This is a genomic window from Terriglobales bacterium, assembly GCA_035573675.1.
Classification (GTDB): domain Bacteria; phylum Acidobacteriota; class Terriglobia; order Terriglobales; family Acidobacteriaceae; genus DATMAB01.
Genome location: DATMAB010000007.1, coordinates 121,611 through 139,863, shown reverse-complemented (window position 1 = coordinate 139,863; position 18,253 = coordinate 121,611). Strand labels below are relative to the sequence as shown.

The following is an 18,253-nucleotide window of genomic DNA, read 5'->3' as shown; positions in this document are numbered from 1 at the left end:
CTCGACCGCCGCCCGCCGCTCGACGCCGTTGATGCGAATGGAAATCTCACGATTCATGAGGACCTCAGCCGAAGAAAACAGGAACTATCGCAGGGCGGCCACAATAGCAAAAGGCCATGGGGATGACAAGGCGATTACAGGGGGCGCAAAGCTCTCAACTTTCAGCCCGCAACAAGATGAAAGACCCTTGTAGGGGCGGCTACCCGGGTTCTCACACACCCACGTAAGGTCTGGGTTCGGACGAATGACGAATATAGGCCAGCCCCGCGAAGCGGGCGAAACCGACGGATATAATCCGATAATTTTTCTTACTTCCCCGCAACTTTTCCCTTGACAAGCGCATCTTAGAATGCTATAGATGACCGATGTTTATTATCGCGGAGGTATAAACCATTTGTTTTCAAAGACCGTAAACCTAACCTCTTCCCGGTCAAGGATTTCCCCAGACCACGGTCTATAAGTCTCTGATTCTCAAAGACCACGGTATAGGGGGGCATACCCCCTCGCCACTCGAAACCACTGGCCACTGACAACTGAGGTCCCATGACCATCCCCAAGTGCCACTACATCAAGACCGACGGCCGCCCATGCGGCTCCCCCGCCCTGCGCGGCCAGCGCTTTTGCTACTTCCACTACGAGGTCAACCGACCCACGGTGAACCTCGACATCCCGCCGCTCGAGGACGGCAACGCCATCCAGGTCGTCCTCACCGACCTGGCCCGCGCCGTCGCCGACGGCCGCATCGATGTCCGCAAGGCTACCGTCCTCGGCTACCTGCTGCAGACCGCCGCCTTCAACCTCAAGCGCGTCCACTTCGGCTTCCACGCCCATGACATGGTCCGCGAACTCCCCGACCAGCAGGACCCGTTCACCCGCGGCATCTCCACCGGCCGCCAGCAAGCGCCGGAAGAAGACCAAGCCTGTGTTGGCTGAAGACTGACGACGCTCAATCGACGGCCTAGGCCGTCAACCAACTTGCTCTTTGAAAACCTGAGTGCTGACGGCTGATGGCTAAAGGCTGCCTTACGCTCTTTCCGGCGCGGGCGCGGCCGGCGGCTCGGGCGCGACCGCCGCTTCCTTGGCCTCGGCGGGCTGCAGCAGGCGGTGATGGACGCAGTAGAGGGCCAGCTCCAGGCGGTCGGAGACGCCCAGCTTGTCGTACACCTTGCGCAGGTAGTTTTTCACCACCTGCTCGGTGGTGCCGATCTGCTCAGCGATCTCCTTGTTCTTCAGGCCCTGGGTGACGAGAGAGACGATGCGCAGCTCTTTTTCTGTGAGCGCGCTGCGCGGGCGCGCGGTCGTCAATTGCGCGGCCTGCGAGCGGTAGGCTTCGATGATCCAGTTGATGCCGCGGTTATCCAGCCAGGTTTCGCCTTCCTGCACTTTGCGCACGCACTTGACCAGCAGTTCCGGCGGGACGGTGCGGCTGATGATGCCGCGGGCGCCGCGCCGGAAGCACTCCAGGGTTTCCGCCTCGTCGTTTTCGTCCATGAGGATGACGATCTTCACGGTGGGCGCGCGCCGCGTGAGCTCCGTGATGGCTTCCGGAAGGTTGGGAGCGATGCCGTCCTCCAGCAGCAGGATATCGGCGGGGAACTTCTGCACCGCGACCAGGGCCTGCTCCAGGGATTCGGCCTGGCCCACCACCCGAAGATCGTCTTCGAGGGCGAAGATCTTGCGCAGGCCGACGCGGAAGATGGCCTGCGTATCGGCCAGGATGACGCGGATGACGCCGGCCCCTGCCTCGCTTAAAGCCGGGCTTTCCGCCGGCTTGGCGGGAGCGCTGGGAGACTTGCCTGGGTTGTTTCCCATCGTTGTTGGCGCCAACCTCAGCGACGCTCGAAGCGATACTCGTCGATGACGGCCGCGACCATGCGCTTGCCGTCCTCGCTGGTGCAGCGCACCACCCTGCCGGTGCAGTTTACCAGCACGTCCGCCTCGGTGTTGAGGACCGATGCCGGCATGGCGATGGTGAACTCGATGATGGAACCGACGTGCATGTCCTTGTCCACGTAGAACAACACGCCGCCGGCGGAGATGTCGCGCGTTTCCGCAGTGCGTTCCTCGGCCTCGCTGCGCACGGAGATGGGCAGGCGCAGCGGGAAACGCACCGCGCTCCGCATCCCTCCCGCGCTTTCCTCCGGCTTCGCCATCACCTTCAGCTTATACACCCGCGCAGCGGCCGGCTGAAAGTTACTTTAGGGTTAATACCACCTTGGTGGTGCGATCGGAACCAACCGGTTTCCGGGACAGGGCCTCACAGTCAGAACTTGGTGACTTCTGTGCCATCGAGGCGCTTGCGTGGCGTTCGAGCCGCGCGCCGAATCCTGGGCGCAGCGAAAGATCTCCGAGTTTAAAACTTCGTGACTTCCGTGAAGTTGAAGTCCTTCACCTTCATCGCCGGCACGACCATGTCGAAGCTCTCTTCGCCGCTGGAACGCACGGGTGCGCTCATGGTCTCGACGCCGTTGAGCATGGCGACCAGGCTCTGGTTGAAGCGGAAGTTGCGGATGCCGTGGCGCACCCGGCCCTGCTCCACGTAGAAGGTGCCGTCGCGCGTCATCCCGGTGAGGATCTTCTCGTAGGAATCGACCTCGCGGATGTACCACAGGCGCGTGACCAGCACGCCGCGCTCGGTGTCCGCGATCATCTGCTCGACGGTGCGGTGGGCGGAAGGCGGACCGCTGTCGAGGACGATGTGCACGGGCGCTTCGCCGATCTCGTTGGGCAGCGGCAGGCCGTGACCGGTAGGCTCGATGCGGCCCACGCGCTCGGCGTACTCCGACTTGCGCATCTTTTCCGCCGTGTGCCGCGCGTACACCAGGTTTTTCACCGCGCCGCGCACCACCAGTTGCACGCGCTTGGAGCGCACGCCCTCCCCGTCGAAGGGAGCGCCCGCCTGCAGCGGGTGATAAACGTCGTCGTAGATGGTGATGTTCTCGCCGAAGATCTGCGTGCCCAAGCGATTGTTGAGGAACGAACGCTGGTCGAGAATGGCCTGCCCGCCGAAGTCGAAGAACATGAAGCCCAGCAGGTCAAGCACGGCCGCGGGCTCGAGGATCACGGTGTACTTGCCGGGCGCGAGTTCGCGCGGATGGGCCGAGTCGAGCGCCTTCTGCGCCGCCACTTCGGCCAGCATCTCCGGATCGAGCGCGCCGACGTCCGGCGAGGTCGCCTTCTGCCAGCCGGAGGAATCCTCGCCCAGCATGGTGATGGAAATCTCCGCCATGGTCTGTTCATGCCAGGCGAACAGGCCCTGGGAGTTCAGGATGCACTCCGCGCTGTGGGAGGAGGCCACCACGCCCGCGGTCGTGAGCCGGTTGCGTTTGGCCACCGAGACGATCTTGCCCACGGCAGAGGCGCGATCCTCTGGCGTCAGGGCTGCGGTGGCGGGAAAGCTGCGTGGCGGCGCTGCCGGACCGCCCTGGGCCAGTTCCGGCGCAGCCAGCGGCAGCAGGTCCGGGTCGGGCTGCTGCACGCGCGCCAGATTTTCCGCCGCCTGCACCACGCGGCGGATGCTCTCCTCATCCAGTTTGTTGCTGGTGGCGCGGGCCGTGCGCTCGCCGAACAGCACCCGCACCGAGAGCTGGTACTGCTCCTCGGCCATGTTCTGGTGGATGGTGTTGTTGGCGAAGCGGGTGAGCGCGCTGTGTCCCCCGCTGAGGATGGCCTCAACGCCGTCGGCGGTGGAGTGGCGGCGGGCGAGCTCGAAGATCTCGTGGGCGCGCTGTTGCGTCAACATGAGCGACTCGCGATGAGCAATGAGCGATAAGCAATAAGCAATAAGCGATTAGCCACGGCGGTCTGTGCTCACCTTGCGGATCAGGGTTGACAGCATTCGCTTGACTTCGAACGACTGACGGTTGAGCTGTTCGTAGGCGGTAGCTTCCAGGTACTTCAAATCCCGCGCGAGCAGGAGATGGTAGTCAAGTTCATTCGCGGAACCCATGGCGACGTCGAGAAACCGCTGGAAGTTACCATCACCACTTCTTCCACAACCCTCTGCGATGTTAGCGCCAATGGAGGCACTGCAGCGCCGCAGCTGAGCTGTTAGACCATAGCGTTCCTCAGCCGGAAACTTCGCAGTTGCCGGATATATGGCCAAAGTCAGCCTGTGAGCTTTGTCCCAAACCCTGAGTTGTCGAAAGTCCTTCATGTGTTTGGCTTCGCTTATTGCCTATCGCTTATCGCTTATCGCCTAATCGTCTCGCTCACCCGTCAGTTTCCTCGATATGCACTCCCCACCTGCACGTTGCGAAATCGCGCAGGGGCGGCTCCGTGGCCCGTGCCCATGGTCTGCATGGGCTGGCCTTTGCCGCAGTTGGGCGTGCCCCACAGCGTCCACTGGTCGCGGGAGCAGATGGCGTCCATGGAATTCCAGAACTCGGTGGTGATGCCGGAATAGGACGGATTCTTGAGCAGGCGTCCCAGGCGGCCGTTCTTGATCTCCCATCCGATCTCGCAGCCGAACTGGAAGTTGTAGCGCTTGTCGTCGATGGACCAGGAACGGTTGGTCTGCATGAAGATACCGTGGTCGGTGGAGGCGATGAGCTGCTCGAGCGTGAGCGGATCGTCGCCCGGCAGGATGCTGACGTTGGTCATGCGGATGAGCGGGATGCGGTGCCAGCCGTCGGCGCGCATGGTGCCGCCGGAACGGGAAGCTCCGATGGCGCCCGCCGTCTCGCGCGAGGTCAGGTAGCCGGTGAACTGCCCGCGGGTGATGATGGGCGTGCACTGCGCGGCCACGCCTTCGTCGTCATAGGCGAAGGTGCCGAGCCCGGGACCGTGGGCTTCGGTGGCGTCGGCAACCACGTTCACCAGGTCGCTGCCGTAGCGCAGGTTGTGCAGCTTCTCCAGAGTCAGGAACGAAGTGCCGGCGAAGTTGGCCTCCATGCCCAGCACGCGGTCCAGTTCGATGGGATGCCCGACGGATTCGTGGATCTGCAGGCCGAGCTGGGAGGAATCCAGCACGATGGTGAAGCGGCCCTCGGGACACTGGTCGGCCTTGTGCAGCGCCACCGCTTCCTCGCCGATGCGGCGGGCGTTCTCCACCAGCTTGAGCTCGTCGACCAGTTCGTAGCCGCGGGTCTGGTACTGTCCGCCGAAGGAGTTGGGATAGGAGCGCTTCTGCAATTCGTGCTCGCCGAACGAGTAGGCAGCGCAGCCCGCGCCGGTGATGGTGCGGGTCTGGTGAATCTCGGAGCCCTCGGAGGAGTAGAACCACTGCTCGTAACGGCGGAAATTCAGCAGGGCCTCGGCCAGGGTGACGCCGGGCGTGGCGCGCAGCTCGGCATCCACCTGCATGAGCAGCGCCAGGTTCCGCTCGATGGAGACGGAAAAAGGATCGATGCCGACCGGCGAGGCCCATTCGGCCTGAACCGCGGCTTCAGGGGCAAGCCGGACATCATCTTCCTTCACGCGGGCCGAGGCGCGCGCGATGGCGACGGCGCGCGCGCCAGCCGCTTGCACGGATTCGCGGTCCAGCTCCTGGGTGGCGGCGAATCCCCAGCGTCCGTCGGCGATGACGCGCACGCCCAAGCCCATGGACTCGGAATCCGACGCGTAGCCCACCTTGCCGTTCTTGGTGAGCAGCGCGCGCTGGCGGTCATCCACCACGCGCACATCGGCGTAGGTCGCGCCACGCACGCGAGCGGTCTCCAGCGAGTAACCGGCGATTTCCTTCCAGGACATGAGGAACGACGATGATAAACGAAGGGCGGTGGGCCGTCAGCCATTGTCGAGCGGCAGTGGCAGACGGCCACTTCGTCCCCGAAAGTACTCCTTCCGACACATTCTCAAAACATCGCCGCGACCGGCACGTATATACGCGCAAGGCACAGCGATTCTGTCGCGGGTGAGAGCCAACAGCCGCTTCGCTCTGATGCGGTAGGCCGTCGAGGGGCGCGTCGGCAGCCGAGCAGCGCAGAGAGAGACATCTCCAAGTGCTGTCGGAAGGCATCCCGTGGTTCGGCAGCACGGAGGCTTCTCCGTGAGGGGTCTCCCATGAGACTGGGAAAGCCGTGCTTGCGTACTCTGGCCGATGCCGCAGCGTGCTTAGGGCTTCTCTTGGCTACTGCGTCCGTGTTCGCGCAGACCGCCGGTCAGGTGGTGGTCGAAAACCCGGAGAAGTTGTCCGTTCCGCTGGCTCGCGTCCAGCCCTTGTACGACGTGAGTCGGCGCCTGGTAGCGGAGGCATTCAAGCTGGAGCCGGAACAGATGCGTGATCTGAAGCTTACCCTCGTCCTGGGGGCGCGCGCCGATACCGCGTACAAGGTCTTGCCGGGTCAGGAGGTCCATTTGTTCCTGCCGCAGTGGAACGAGGCTCATTTCGCTTATGCCGTGATGCTGTTTACGCTCGATCGGGAAATCCCGCCAAAACGGGCGCGATCGCTGGTTCGCAAGGCCATCCAGCGTGTGAATCGCATGACGCCTGTAACCGTAGACCGATTGAGGGTCGAAGCATACGTGGGCGGTTCTGCCGAGCCGAGTCGTAGCTCCGGCCCCCGACCAGGGCGCCCGCCCGACGACTCCTTTTACCAGAGCCCGCCCAAGCCGCCGCTGATGCGGGACTAGCGTCGGCCTGGCCACAGCGCCCAAACGATTCTGCCAATCCTTCTCAATCTCTGTGTCTCGTGTCAGACTGTCGTGTTGCCCTGCCCCTTGCAATTTTCCTGAACTCTCGCGGGAACGAGATGAACATGTGACCGAGTGGACACCCAAGCTGATCCAGTGCCTGCGGGGCTATAACCCGCGAACCTTCCTTGCTGACCTGATCGCCGGCATCACGGTGGGCTTGGTGGCGCTGCCGCTGGCCATGGTCTTCGCCATCGCCAGTGGAGTCAAGCCCGAGGCGGGCCTGTACTGCGCGGTCATCGCCGGCTTCCTGGTTTCGGCGCTGGGCGGCTCGCGGGCGCAGATCGCCGGACCCACCGGCGCCTTCGTGGTGGTGGTCTCGGGCATTGTGGCCAAGTACGGCCTGGAAGGCCTGTACGTAGTGACCGGCATTGCCGGCGCGCTGCTGATCGTGCTGGGCGCCACGGGAATGGGCACGGCGGTGAAGTTCATCCCGCGCCCGGTGGTGGTGGGATTCACCAACGGCATCGCGGTGATCATCGCCAGCACGCAGATCAAGGATTTCCTCGGTCTGAAGATCGCCGAGGTTCCGGGCAGTTTTTCCGGACGCATGGCGGCCATCGCCGAGCACCTGGGAAGCTACTCTGCATCGGCGACGGCGCTGAGCGTGGCGGCGCTGGTGGTGCTGATCCTGTTCGCGCGCTACTGGAAGAGGGTGCCGGGGGCGATCGTGGTGCTGCTGGCGGGAACCGCGGCGGCGGCGCTGCTGCACCTGCACGTGGAAACCATCGGCTCACGCTTCGGCGGGATCCAGGCCGGCTTACCGCACCTGCATGTGCCGGCGATGCAATGGGGCCTGATCCCGACGCTGATCTCGCCGGCACTCACGGTGGCCCTGCTGGGCGCGATCGAGTCACTGATGTCGGCGGTGGTGGCCGACCGCATGACCGGCGACCGGCACAATCCCAACGTCGAGCTGGTCGCCCAGGGTGTAGCCAACGTGGCTTCCCCGCTGTTCGGCGGGCTGCCGGCCACCGGCGCCATCGCGCGCACCGCCACCAACATCCGTTCGGGCGCAAAGACTCCGGTGGCGGGAATCGTGCACGCGCTCACGGTGCTGGCGGTGCTGCTGTTCGCGGCGCCCCTGGCGCGCTTTGTGCCGCTGTCCGTACTGGCCGCCATCCTGCTCATGGTTTCGTACAACATGGGCGAGTGGCATGAGATCCCGGAACTGCTGAAGCTTTCGAAGCTCGAGATTACGGTCTGGCTGGTGACCTTCCTGCTGACGGTGTTCGCCGACCTGACGGTGGCGGTGGAGTTCGGCATGGTGCTGGCGGCGCTCACCTTCATCCGCAAGGTGAGCCTGACCACGACGGTCTCGCGCGTGACCGACGCCTACGTGGATGAAGGCCGGGTGCACATCCTGCAGGACAAGGAGATCCCCCACTACGCCACCGTGTACCGCATCCACGGGCCATTCCTGTTCGGCGCCACGGACAAGATCGATGCCGTGACGCGGCACCTGAACGAGCTTCCGCCCATCGTGATCCTGCGACTGCGCAACATGACCGCTATCGATTCGACCGGCCTGCTGGCGCTGGAGGAGCTGGCGGACAAGCTGCACGCCTCCGGCCGCAAGATGCTGCTGTGCGGCGCGCGGGAGCAGCCCTCGCGCATGCTCCATCAGGCGGAATTCGAGCAGCACGTGGGGCGGGAGAACATCTGCAGCAATATCCAGGAAGCGCTGGCGCGGGCGCAGCAGTTGTTCCGGGAGATGGTCGAGTCGGGCGCGGTGCCGTCGCGACGGCAGGGCGAGGCCCGAACGCAAACGGTTTAGGTCCGGTAGTGGACCCGCTATTGCCTAGTTCCTCGCAAAAAGGAGGATCTACCGGTCCACGCTTGCCCTGCTGGCGAGCAAAGCTCGCCCGAGAATCTCCTTAACGATTGCGGTCTTGGCATCGGCATACTCCTGGACATCACGCCATTCCGTCTGCGCAAGCATCAGCTTCGTACGGGCGTACAGATCGCGATCGCCAGGATTGTTTCGGAGCCAGTCGCGGAAAGCCAGAATGCGATGGATTTCCGGGCACCCGGCCGAAAAAACGTGCAGATTGACCGCGGTGTCGGGTCCGTTGAACATGCGATGCTCGTACCAGTCGGCTTCGCGGATGCGGAGCACGTAGCCCGTCGTCTCCAGGGCGGGCCTGTACAGATCCTCCTTGCTCGAATCCGTTACCACAAGGAGGATGTCGATGACCGGCTTGGCGGCAAGACCGGGTACAGACGTCGAGCCGGTGTGCTCGATTCGCAGCGCTTGTGCCCCGAGCACGGTCCGAATCCTCTCGGCCTCACGCTGAAAGAGCTCGGGCCATCGAGCGTCGTAGGGAAGAATCTGGATCTTGCAGGGCAACGGCTGTGACTCACCTTTGATGCAAAATGGGCGGACGAGGCGGCCGCCCATCTTGACGGCTTGCTCACTGCGAAGGTTACGTTCCTTCCGACCAGCTCGCCAGATACTCCTCCTGCTCCGGCGTCAGGCGGTCGATCTTGATGCCCATGGACTCCAGCTTCAACCGCGCCACGCGCTTGTCCAGCTCTTCCGGCACGGGATAGACCTTCTTCTCAAGCGAGGCATGGTTCTTCACCAGGTATTCGACCGAAAGCGCTTGGTTGGCGAAGCTCATATCCATGACCGAGGCCGGATGGCCTTCGGCTGAGGCCAGGTTGATGAGCCGGCCTTCGCCCAGCAGGTAGACTTTCTTGCCGTCCTTGAGGGCGTACTCTTCCACGAACGGGCGAATGGTGCGCTTGGAGGAGGCCATTTTTTCCAGCGCGGGGATGTCGATCTCCACGTTGAAGTGGCCGGAGTTGGCCACGATGGCGCCGTTCTTCATCATCTCGAAGTGCTCGCGGTTGAGGACGTTCTTGTTGCCGGTGACGGTGACGAAGACGTCGCCGATACGGGCGGCCTCGTTCATGGACATGACGCGGAAGCCGTCCATCACGGCTTCCAGCGCGCGAGTGGGATCGACCTCGCTGACAATGACATCCGCCCCCATGCCCTTGGCCCGCGCCGCCAGGCCTTTTCCGCACCAGCCGTAGCCGGCGATGACGAACTTGGAGCCGGCGATGAGCAGGTTGGTGGCGCGCACGACGCCGTCGAGGGTGGACTGTCCCGTGCCATAGCGGTTGTCGAACATGTGCTTGGTCAGGGCGTCGTTCACGGCGATGATGGGATAGCGCAGCACGCCTTCCTTGGCCATGGCGCGCAGACGGATGACGCCGGTGGTGGTCTCTTCGGTGCCGCCGAAGATGCCCTCCACCACATCGGTGCGCTTGGTGAGGGCGGTGGTGACGAGATCGGCACCGTCATCCATGGTGATGTGGGGCCGGGTCTCCAGCGCCGCCAGGATGTGCTGGTAGTAGGTCTCGTTGTCCTCGCCCTTGATGGCGAATACGGGGATGCTGTAGTCGCGCACCAGCGCCGCCGCCACGTCGTCCTGGGTGGAGAGCGGATTGGAAGCGCACAGGGCGACTTCCGCGCCGCCGTCGCGCAGGGTGATGGCCAGATTGGCGGTCTCGGTGGTAACGTGCAGGCAGGCGGCGATGCGCGTGCCCTTGAGCGGCTGGTTCTTGATGAAGTCCTTGCGGATGCTCTGCAGCACCGGCATGGACTGATTGGCCCACTCGATGCGCTTGCGGCCCTGGTCGGCCAGTTCCGGGTCTTTGATGTCGCACTTCACTTGCGTCGCTGTTGGCATACCTTTTCCGTTCGCTTTCGTCATGAGGTCGCTGGACTGCCCTTAGGGGAAGAGTCCGAAAGGCCGCACTCTCAAGGATACTCGAAACAGCGCAGGCGGCGCAGCGCGCCGCCCTCCGCTACTTTGCAGTCTTTGCCGTCTCCGCTTTCACGCCGGCCTGCTCCCGCAGAGCCGCAGCCTTGTCGGTGCGTTCCCAGGTGAAGTCCGGATCCTTGCGGCCGAAGTGCCCGTAGGCCGCGGTCTTGCGGTAGATGGGCCGGCGCAGGTCGAGCGACTCGATGATGCCGCGCGGCGTGAGCCGGAAGTTCTGGCGCACCAGGCTCTCAAACTTTTCATCGGGCAGCTTGCCGGTGCCGAAGGTATCGACCAGCACGCTGACCGGCTCGGCCACGCCGATGGCATAGGCGATCTGCACTTCGCAGCGGCCCGCCAAGCCCGCGGCCACGATGTTCTTGGCGATATAGCGGGCCATGTAGGCGCCGGAGCGGTCGACCTTGGTCGGGTCTTTGCCGCTGAAGCAGCCGCCGCCATGCCGGCCCATGCCGCCATAACTGTCCACGATGATCTTGCGGCCGGTGAGGCCGGTGTCGCCCATGGGACCGCCCACCACGAAACGGCCGGTGGGATTGATGTGGTACTTGGTGTCGGCGTCGAGCAGTTGCGCGGGAATCGCCGCCTGGATGACGTGCTTGAGCACGTCGGCGTGCAGCTTTTCGTTGTCCACGGTTTCCGAGTGCTGGGTGGAGATGACCACGGCATCGACGCGCACCGGACGGTGGTTCTCGTCATATTCCACGGTGACCTGCGATTTGCCATCGGGCCGCAGGTACTCGAGTTCGCCCTTCTTGCGCACCTCGGCGAGGCGGAGCGTGAGCTTGTGGGCCAGCATGATGGGAGTGGGCATGAAGGCGTCGTTCTCGTCGGAGGCATAGCCGAACATCATGCCCTGGTCGCCGGCGCCGTCGCGATCCACACCCATCTTGATGTCGGGCGACTGCTCGTGGATGGAACTGATGACCGAGCAGGTCTGGGCGTCGAATCCGTAGCCCGCATCCACATATCCCACCGACGAGACCGTGCCGCGCACGATGGCGGGAAAGTCCACGTAGGCCTTGGTGGTGATCTCGCCGGCGATGAAGGCCAGGCCGGTGGTCAGCAGAGTCTCACAGGCCACGCGGCTGTAAGGGTCTTCGGCCAGGCAGGCGTCGACGATGGCGTCGGAAATCTGGTCGGCGATCTTGTCAGGATGTCCTTCGGTGACGGATTCCGAGGTGAAAAGAAAGCGTCTCGTGGGTGCCAAAATGCTCCTCCGTTCGGTGAATCGCACGCTGCGGTGGGGTCAGGACAACGACCGCGGGGACGGCGCGCAGATGTTCTAGGCTAGCAGCAAAAGCCCCTCCCGGCAACGGCTTGCAGCCAGCGGGGGCGTGAGACGATTGGGCGGGAAGGAAACGCAGCGAATGGAAGCAGTTCCTCAGTTCTCAGAGCGGCGGGAACGCCGACGATGGGCTGCAACCTTCAGGCGGTTGCCGCAGGTTTGCATGCTGCACCAGCGGCGGGTGCGGCTGCGGGTGGTGTCATAGAAGTAGAGGATGCAGGCGGGATTGCGGCAGCGCCGCACCCGCGAGGGGTCGTCTTCGGTCAGCAGCCGCGCAGCGGAAAAGGCCACGGGAGCCAGAAGGCCGAGGGTATCGCCGGTTTCGCTCTGCCGCGCCGTGTGAAACCCGCCGCCCGTCCGCACCAGTTGCAGGTGCTCGCGCCGGGCACGCAGTACTCGGTTGATGGCGGCCACGGAAGACCGCGGCACCGGCCGGCCCGCCGCCAGTTGCCGAGCCATCCTCTCGAGGGCATGGCGCAGAGTGCGCGCTTCCCGCAGCAGTCGCGCACCCCCCGGCACATTTCGCGGCGAGCCCTCAGCGGTTCCCGCCCCGGCGGCTTTCAGCCAGCGCCCGACGTCAGTTCCGCTCTGCAGGTAGTCCGCCGGCTTTCCGTGCTCGATCACCCGCGTGTTGACGAAGTCCAGGCACAACCGGTTGCCCACGAACAGGAAGCCCACGCCGCCCTCCGCGTGCAGATTATAAGTCCTGAAACTTTTGGCCCGCCCGCTCATCTCTAGTTCGTAACCTTCTTAGTTAATATTAGATGGTTACTCAATCCGGAACGTTCCATTCTCGAAAGGAGAGAGTATGGCGGCAACTGCGATCCCCGGCGTGGCGACGGGCCACGTCGGTCTGAACGTGAGCGATCTCGAGCGTTCGCGCCGGTTCTATACCGAGATCTTCGGTTTCCAGGTAGCGGCCGAATCCACGCAGGAGGGGCGGCGTTTCACCCTGCTGGGCGACGGCCAGAAGCTGGTCCTTACTTTGTGGCAGCAAAGCCAGGGGCGCTTCGAGGCGAAGAAACCCGGCCTGCATCACCTGTCCTTCCAGGTGGCGGACATCGCGCAAGTACGCGACTTCGAGCGGCGGCTGAAGGAGCGCAACGTGCGCTTCGCCTACGACGGCATCGTGCCGCACGGGGCGGGCGCCGAGTCGGGCGGCATCTTCTTCGAGGACCCGGACGGCATCCGCCTGGAGATCTTCGCTCCCGCGGGCGTCAGCCAGAAGCCGGCCCCGGTAGCCGACGGGCCGACCTGCGGCTTTTTCTGAGACGGACGAGCATGGGAAGCCCTTTCCATGAAGGCGAACTGGCGGTGCAGAAGCGAGCGGGCGTGGCCGTGGAGGCGGCGCGGCTGGGCCGCAGCATCTTCGACATGATCCCGAGGCCTGCGCAGCGCTTTCTGCTGGAACGACGCTTCGCGGTCCTCGGAGCGGCCGACGAGGAGGGCCGTGTGTGGGCTTCCCTGCTCGCCGGCCCTCCGGGATTCCTGCAGACGGTGGACGAACGGACCGTGCGCATCAACACCGCGTTGCCGACGGAAGATCCGCTGGCGAATGCGCTGCACGACGCGGCGCCGGTGGGGCTGGTGGCCATCCACTTCGCCACGCGCCGGCGCATGCGCCTGAACGGCGAAGCTCATCGCACGGCCGATGGCGCGATCGAGCTGCATGCCCGCGAGTGCTTCGGCAACTGCCCTCGGTTCATCCGGCCACGCCGGGAAGAGGAGGTGGCGACGAAGACTGACTCGAGCGTAGCGCATGGGACGGCGCTGAACGCGGAACAACAGCGCTGGATCGCGGCGGCGGATACCTTCTTTGTCGCCAGCCGCCATCCGGAGGCGGGCGTGGATGCGTCGCATCGCGGGGGCGACCCGGGATTCGTGCAGGTGCTCGACGAGCGCACCCTGCGCTGGCCGGATTATCCCGGCAACAACATGTTCCAGACCCTGGGCAACATGGCGATCGATCCGGCGGCCGGATTGTTGTTCCTCGATTTTGAAACCGGCTCGACGCTGCAGCTCAGCGGCCGGGCGCGGACGCTGTGGGAACCGGGGAGGAGCGTCGAGTTCCGCGTGGAGCAGGTGGTAGAAGGCCGCGGCGCCGTGCCGTTGCGTTGGAAGCTCGAGATGAATTTGTAGTCTGGTTCACTTTTTGGCTCTTGGCTCTTGGCTGTTGGCTTATCGCTTATTGCTTATCGCTTATTGCCTATTGCCCTCTCCAGCTCCTCCACCGTCCTCGCCAGCTCTTCGACCACGCGGTTGGTGCCGAGCCTCCGGAAGGTTTCGACCAGTGCACGGTAGTACCAGAGGGTTCCGTCGCGTCCGCCCTTGAAGCGGTCCCAGACGCCGTCACCGACCAGGCGATAGTCAGTGAGGATGGCGCGGGCGTTGTGCAGCTTGTCGGCGGCGGAGACCAGTCGCCCATCGGCCGAAGCCTGGGGAAGATGGGCGAGGTAACGCTGCTTGCGCTCCCGCCAGGGAGGCTTGGGCAGGGTGTCGGCGTCGGTGCATTCTTCGACCACGCGAGCCACGCGCGAGCCGAACTGACGGCGGATCAGGCGCAGCGTCGGTTGGCCGCCGCAGTCTTCGACAGCGTCGTGCAGCAGCGCGGCGATGGCCAGGTCTTCGTCGCCGCCCGCCTCCAGAACCAGCGAGGCCACACCCATCAGGTGCGCGAGATACGGGACCTCGGTTCCCTTCCTTCCCTGCCCAGCGTGCAGGCGCGCCGCCAGGCGGAACGCGCGCACGAAGCGCGGGGAAAGCGGCGTCACCTTGCGGACCTGCAGCTTGAGCCGAGATGGGCGCTTGCGATTCTTCATGAGGACACGGTGTCGCAGCAGGTCTTGCCGCGCACTGCCTCCAGACCTTCGTAGGCGATGAGCGGAACCATGGCGAGAGCGGCGACGGGGTCGGCCCACCACCAGCCCAGTGCCGCGTTCAGCGCCAGCCCGGCCAGCAGGATGGCGGAGAGATAGGCGCAGATGTCGGTCTGGCGGGAGTCGGCGTGCATGGCGGCGCTGCCCAGTTGCGCGGCCACGCGGCGCTTGGCGCTCGCCAGCAGCGGCATCACGATGAGCGAAAGCACGGCGATCGCCATGCCCACGTAGCTCTGCTCCGGCGCTTCGCGCTGCCAGAGCGACCGCGTCGCGTCGAAGGCGACGTAGGCCGCCAGCGCGAACAGGCTGAGGCCGACGAGGCGCAGGGCGCGGCGCTCCAGGCGCTCGCGCTCGCCGTCGCGCTGCTCGGCACGCAGGCGCCACAGCATCACGGCGCCGGAAAAGCTCTCAATCACCGAATCCAGCCCAAAGCCGATGAGCGCGATGCTCCCGGCCAGGAAGCCGGCTGCCACGCTGGCCACCGCTTCGCCAAGATTCCAGCCCACGGTCAGCCATTCGAGGCGCAGGCCACGGCGGAGCAGCGTCTGACGTTGGACGTCGAACGTGGAAGCGACTGCCGTCATTTCTCCCAAGGGACTAAAGCCCCAGGTTCTTGCATCATTGCGGCACGGCTGAAGCCATGCCCTGATACGAAACCGAGCTCGCCGAGAGTCCGGGGGCTCTAGCTCACTTTCGCTCCCCGCCGCCACAGTAAGTAACTCCGTATGAATGGTCCGAGGTCGCCGTCGAGCACACGGTCCACGTCGCCCATCTCCACCTTGGTGCGATGGTCCTTCACCATGCGGTAGGGCTGGAGCACGTAGGAACGGATCTGCGAGCCGAAGTCGATATCGAGCTTGGATTCCTCGAGCTTGCGCGTGGCTTCGCGTTTCTTTTCCAGCTCCAGCTCGTAAAGCTTGGACCGCAGAATTTTCATGGCGCGGTCGCGGTTCTTGTGCTGCGAGCGCTCGTTCTGGCAGGTGACGACCGTCCCCGTGGGCACGTGAGTGATGCGCACGGCGGAATCGGTGACGTTGACGTGCTGTCCGCCGGCGCCCGAGGAGCGGTAGGTATCGACGCGCAGGTCTTCCGGGCGGATGACGACTTCGATGGTCTCGTCGATCTCCGGCGAAACGAACACGCTGGCGAACGACGTGTGCCTTCGCTTGGCCTGGTCGAACGGCGAGATGCGCACCAGCCGATGCACGCCGATCTCGCCCTGCAGCAACCCGTAGGCGTACGGCCCGTTGACGCTGAAGGTGGCCGACTTGATGCCGGCTTCCTCGCCCTCTTGCCGGTCGTTGAGGACGGCCTCAAAGCCCTGGCGCTCGGCCCAGCGCAGGTACATGCGCAGCAGCATCTCCGCCCAGTCCTGCGATTCGGTGCCGCCCGCGCCGGGATGGATGGTTACGATGGCGTTGCGCGCATCGTTCTCGCCGGAGAGCAAGGTCTCGGTCTCCAGCTTCTCGACTTTGGCGCGCAGATCGGCCAGCTCGCGCGCCAGTTCGGCTTCGACCTTCTCCCCTTCGCGCGCCAGCTCGAAGTAGGCGGTAATGTCGTCGAGCCGCCGTCCCAGATCCGCCTCATCGGCGAGCGTCTCCTCCAGGCGTTTGCGCTCGCGCATCACCTGCTGCGATTGTTCGGGGTTCGACCAGAAGGCGGGGTCGGCGACTTTCTTTTCGATCGCGGCTAGTTGCGCGCGGAGCCGGGGCGCGTCAAAGGTACTCCCGCAGGTCGCGCGCCTTCTCGCGCACGGCCGTGAATTCGCGTTCCAGTTCGTCCAGCATGGCTCCGTTTCCTTCGCCGATCAGGTTCGGGCGGGGCGCAGCGCCCAAGCGAGCGCCGCTATCGTGATTATCGCACAGAGGAACGCGAACACATCGCCGTGGCGGGTGTAGAACGTGGTGGAGGAAACGAACCCGTAGGGCGCTACCAAGGCCGCCGCCGCGTCGCGCGCCGCCCTGGCCACCACGCGGCCCTCGGGATCGATGACGGCGGTTATGCCGCTGTTGGTGGCGCGCAGCACCCAGCGGCGGTTCTCGATGGCCCGCATGCGCGCCATGTTCAGGTGCTGCCGCACGCCGCCCGACTGCCCCAGCCAGGTGTCGTTGGAGATGTTCACCAGCACCTCGGCGCCGCCGGCCACGAACTGCCGCACTTCGTCTGGAAAGATGGCTTCAAAGCAGATGACGACGGCAATCTCGTGCCCGTCGATGCGCATCACGGTGCGCCGCTCGCCGGGGGTGAAATCGCCCACTTCCTTGGTCAGCGATTCGGCGAAGAACAGGATGCGGCGAAAGGGGACGTACTCGCCAAAGGGAACGAGATGCACTTTGTCATAGCGACCGGTCCACTCACCCTGGGGCGATATCAGCGAGGCTGAATTCAGCACCTCGGAACGGCGCGCAGATTCGGGCCCCGCCGGCCGCGTTCCCAGCGTCCCGGCGACGATCCACGAATCGGTGGCCTGCGCCGCCTGGCTCACCGGCTCGCGAAAGCGCGGGTCGCGTTCGTAGAACGGGGCCGGCGATTCCGGCCACACCACCAGGCGCGGCGACGGCGCCTGTTGAGACCCACTGGCGCTCAGCCGGCTCATGTGCTCGAGCGTCTGCTGGAAAAACTCCATCGTCCAGTTGGCGTCGAGGATGGGGATGTTCGGCTGCACCAGGACGGCGGTCTGGGCGGCCGGCGAGGGCGACGGCTTCATGACAACCCCAGCCTGCAGAGCCAGGACGCTGGCCAGCCCGGCCACCAGCGTCGCCCGACGGCGTGGGGCGGGCAGCAACCAGGCCAGCGCGAAGGCTGCGTTCACCACCACGATGGCGAACGAGAGGCCATAGACGCCGGTCACGGTCGCGATGCGCGCCAGCGGGACGTTCTCCACCTGCGATGTGCCCAGCAGGTCCCACGGGAACGGGCCGCTGCGAGCGCGCAACAGTTCTGCCGTTACCCAGAACGCCGGGGAGAGCGCCAGCGCCAGCCCCGTGCCCAGCCGCGGCAAGCGCGCCGCTAGGGCGAACAACATCCCGAACAAACCGTGAGGAATCGCGAAATACAGGCAGAAGAGCAGCAGCAATCCGGCCGCAATCAGCGGATGCAGATGCCCGTACACCCGCAGCGTGTCATAGATCCAGTAGCAACTGACTGCGATCCACAGGATGCCGGCGGTCCACGCCAGCAGGAATCCTTGCCCGGGCGAAGGACGCTCGCCGTCAGCGCGCGGACTGCCCAGCGCCACCAGCAGCGGCGCCAGGCAGATCCAGCCTAACCAGTAGAGGTCGGGCGCGGGAAAAACCAGCACCTGCAGGACGCCGGAGGCGATCGCCAGCAGCCAGGCCTTCTTCCCGATGCGCCGCACGCGGCGAGTGTAGCAAACGACCTCTGCTTTCCCGGCACCATTTGATGCGATAATCTTTCCGGCTCGCAGGCGAAGTATTTCTGCGGAGGAGAGCGTCGTGGACTGGCTCGCAACCTTGCTCGTATGGATCCTCGGAGCCATGTTCGTGGTCGGCATGGCAGGCGCCACTCTGGTTCTGCTCATTACCGCTGTCGAAGATGCGCGCATGTTGTTCGAGAAGGGGCCTGCGCCCGAGCGTTGACGCCTTCCTGCGCTGCGGCGTAGACTTCCCCGGTTTGTCAGCGGCCGCGAGAACTCGCGTGGCCGT

At 64.8% G+C, this 18,253-nt stretch carries 19 protein-coding genes and 1 pseudogene; 7 read left to right on the top strand and 13 right to left on the bottom strand.

The annotated features are described in order from the left end of the window. Both VNK82_01785 and VNK82_01780 read left to right on the top strand, forming a co-directional pair. Positions 1-193: hypothetical protein (locus VNK82_01785; protein HXE89673.1), on the top strand; the 193-nt coding region annotated here is incomplete at its 5' end. A gap of 350 nt (positions 194-543) precedes the next feature. Then, positions 544-933, top strand: coding sequence for a hypothetical protein (locus tag VNK82_01780; protein HXE89672.1), 390 nt, complete (start codon positions 544-546; stop codon positions 931-933). A 90-nt stretch (positions 934-1,023) separates the two neighbouring features. Here the strand turns inward: VNK82_01780 and VNK82_01775 are convergent, their stop codons facing one another. The 5 genes from VNK82_01775 to VNK82_01755 all read right to left on the bottom strand — a co-directional run bounded on the left by VNK82_01775 (position 1,024) and on the right by VNK82_01755 (position 5,691). Beyond that, the gene (locus VNK82_01775; GenBank protein ID HXE89671.1) at positions 1,024-1,812 is read right to left on the bottom strand and encodes a response regulator transcription factor; all 789 of its coding nucleotides are present in this window, start codon (positions 1,810-1,812) and stop codon (positions 1,024-1,026) included. 17 nt (positions 1,813-1,829) lie between these two features. Continuing rightward, complete coding sequence (locus VNK82_01770; protein HXE89670.1) at positions 1,830-2,153, bottom strand: PilZ domain-containing protein; 324 nt, start codon at positions 2,151-2,153, stop codon at positions 1,830-1,832. Positions 2,154-2,353: 200 nt separating this feature from the next. Continuing rightward, positions 2,354-3,742, bottom strand: a complete 1,389-nt coding sequence (locus tag VNK82_01765; GenBank protein HXE89669.1) for a TldD/PmbA family protein — start codon at positions 3,740-3,742, stop codon at positions 2,354-2,356. A gap of 48 nt (positions 3,743-3,790) precedes the next feature. After that, positions 3,791-4,156 (bottom strand): four helix bundle protein, encoded by a 366-nt coding sequence (locus VNK82_01760; GenBank protein HXE89668.1) that lies wholly within the window; start codon positions 4,154-4,156, stop codon positions 3,791-3,793. Positions 4,157-4,218: 62 nt separating this feature from the next. After that, positions 4,219-5,691, bottom strand: a complete 1,473-nt coding sequence (locus VNK82_01755) for a TldD/PmbA family protein (GenBank protein HXE89667.1) — start codon at positions 5,689-5,691, stop codon at positions 4,219-4,221. A gap of 390 nt (positions 5,692-6,081) precedes the next feature. On the opposite strand from VNK82_01755, the gene VNK82_01750 reads away from it, so the two are divergent. Continuing rightward, complete coding sequence (locus VNK82_01750) at positions 6,082-6,573, top strand: hypothetical protein (protein ID HXE89666.1); 492 nt, start codon at positions 6,082-6,084, stop codon at positions 6,571-6,573. 127 nt (positions 6,574-6,700) lie between these two features. Further along, positions 6,701-8,410 carry a SulP family inorganic anion transporter gene (locus VNK82_01745; GenBank protein ID HXE89665.1) on the top strand — a complete coding sequence of 570 codons (1,710 nt, stop codon included), beginning with the start codon at positions 6,701-6,703 and terminating at the stop codon, positions 8,408-8,410. A gap of 48 nt (positions 8,411-8,458) precedes the next feature. Here VNK82_01745 and VNK82_01740 read toward each other — a convergent pair whose 3' ends face one another. From VNK82_01740 to VNK82_01725, 4 genes are all read right to left on the bottom strand, one after another. Beyond that, the gene (locus VNK82_01740) at positions 8,459-9,034 is read right to left on the bottom strand and encodes a GrpB family protein (GenBank protein ID HXE89664.1); all 576 of its coding nucleotides are present in this window, start codon (positions 9,032-9,034) and stop codon (positions 8,459-8,461) included. A gap of 25 nt (positions 9,035-9,059) precedes the next feature. Then, complete coding sequence (gene ahcY / locus VNK82_01735) at positions 9,060-10,334, bottom strand: adenosylhomocysteinase (GenBank protein ID HXE89663.1); 1,275 nt, start codon at positions 10,332-10,334, stop codon at positions 9,060-9,062. Positions 10,335-10,452: 118 nt separating this feature from the next. Continuing rightward, positions 10,453-11,634: a methionine adenosyltransferase gene (gene metK / locus VNK82_01730; protein HXE89662.1), complete on the bottom strand. Its 1,182-nt coding sequence runs from the start codon at positions 11,632-11,634 to the stop codon at positions 10,453-10,455. A 174-nt stretch (positions 11,635-11,808) separates the two neighbouring features. Continuing rightward, complete coding sequence (locus VNK82_01725; GenBank protein HXE89661.1) at positions 11,809-12,444, bottom strand: ABATE domain-containing protein; 636 nt, start codon at positions 12,442-12,444, stop codon at positions 11,809-11,811. A gap of 76 nt (positions 12,445-12,520) precedes the next feature. Here VNK82_01725 and VNK82_01720 point away from each other — a divergent pair, with 76 nt between their 5' ends. After that, the gene (locus tag VNK82_01720) at positions 12,521-12,982 is read left to right on the top strand and encodes a VOC family protein (protein HXE89660.1); all 462 of its coding nucleotides are present in this window, start codon (positions 12,521-12,523) and stop codon (positions 12,980-12,982) included. Positions 12,983-12,993: 11 nt separating this feature from the next. Further along, positions 12,994-13,851, top strand: a complete 858-nt coding sequence (locus VNK82_01715) for a pyridoxamine 5'-phosphate oxidase family protein (protein ID HXE89659.1) — start codon at positions 12,994-12,996, stop codon at positions 13,849-13,851. A 53-nt stretch (positions 13,852-13,904) separates the two neighbouring features. Here VNK82_01715 and VNK82_01710 read toward each other — a convergent pair whose 3' ends face one another. The 4 genes and pseudogenes from VNK82_01710 to lnt all read right to left on the bottom strand — a co-directional run bounded on the left by VNK82_01710 (position 13,905) and on the right by lnt (position 17,946). Next, positions 13,905-14,531, bottom strand: a complete 627-nt coding sequence (locus VNK82_01710; GenBank protein HXE89658.1) for an HD domain-containing protein — start codon at positions 14,529-14,531, stop codon at positions 13,905-13,907. Further along, positions 14,528-15,172 (bottom strand): cation transporter, encoded by a 645-nt coding sequence (locus VNK82_01705; protein ID HXE89657.1) that lies wholly within the window; start codon positions 15,170-15,172, stop codon positions 14,528-14,530. Before VNK82_01705 ends, VNK82_01710 begins: the two co-directional genes overlap by 4 nt. A gap of 98 nt (positions 15,173-15,270) precedes the next feature. Next, positions 15,271-16,278 (bottom strand): annotated as a pseudogene (gene prfB / locus VNK82_01700) (peptide chain release factor 2). Between the two features lie 117 nt (positions 16,279-16,395). Further along, positions 16,396-17,946 carry an apolipoprotein N-acyltransferase gene (gene lnt, locus VNK82_01695; protein HXE89656.1) on the bottom strand — a complete coding sequence of 517 codons (1,551 nt, stop codon included), beginning with the start codon at positions 17,944-17,946 and terminating at the stop codon, positions 16,396-16,398. Between the two features lie 97 nt (positions 17,947-18,043). Here lnt and VNK82_01690 point away from each other — a divergent pair, with 97 nt between their 5' ends. Further along, complete coding sequence (locus VNK82_01690) at positions 18,044-18,187, top strand: hypothetical protein (protein HXE89655.1); 144 nt, start codon at positions 18,044-18,046, stop codon at positions 18,185-18,187. The last annotated feature ends 66 nt before the right edge of the window (positions 18,188-18,253 follow it).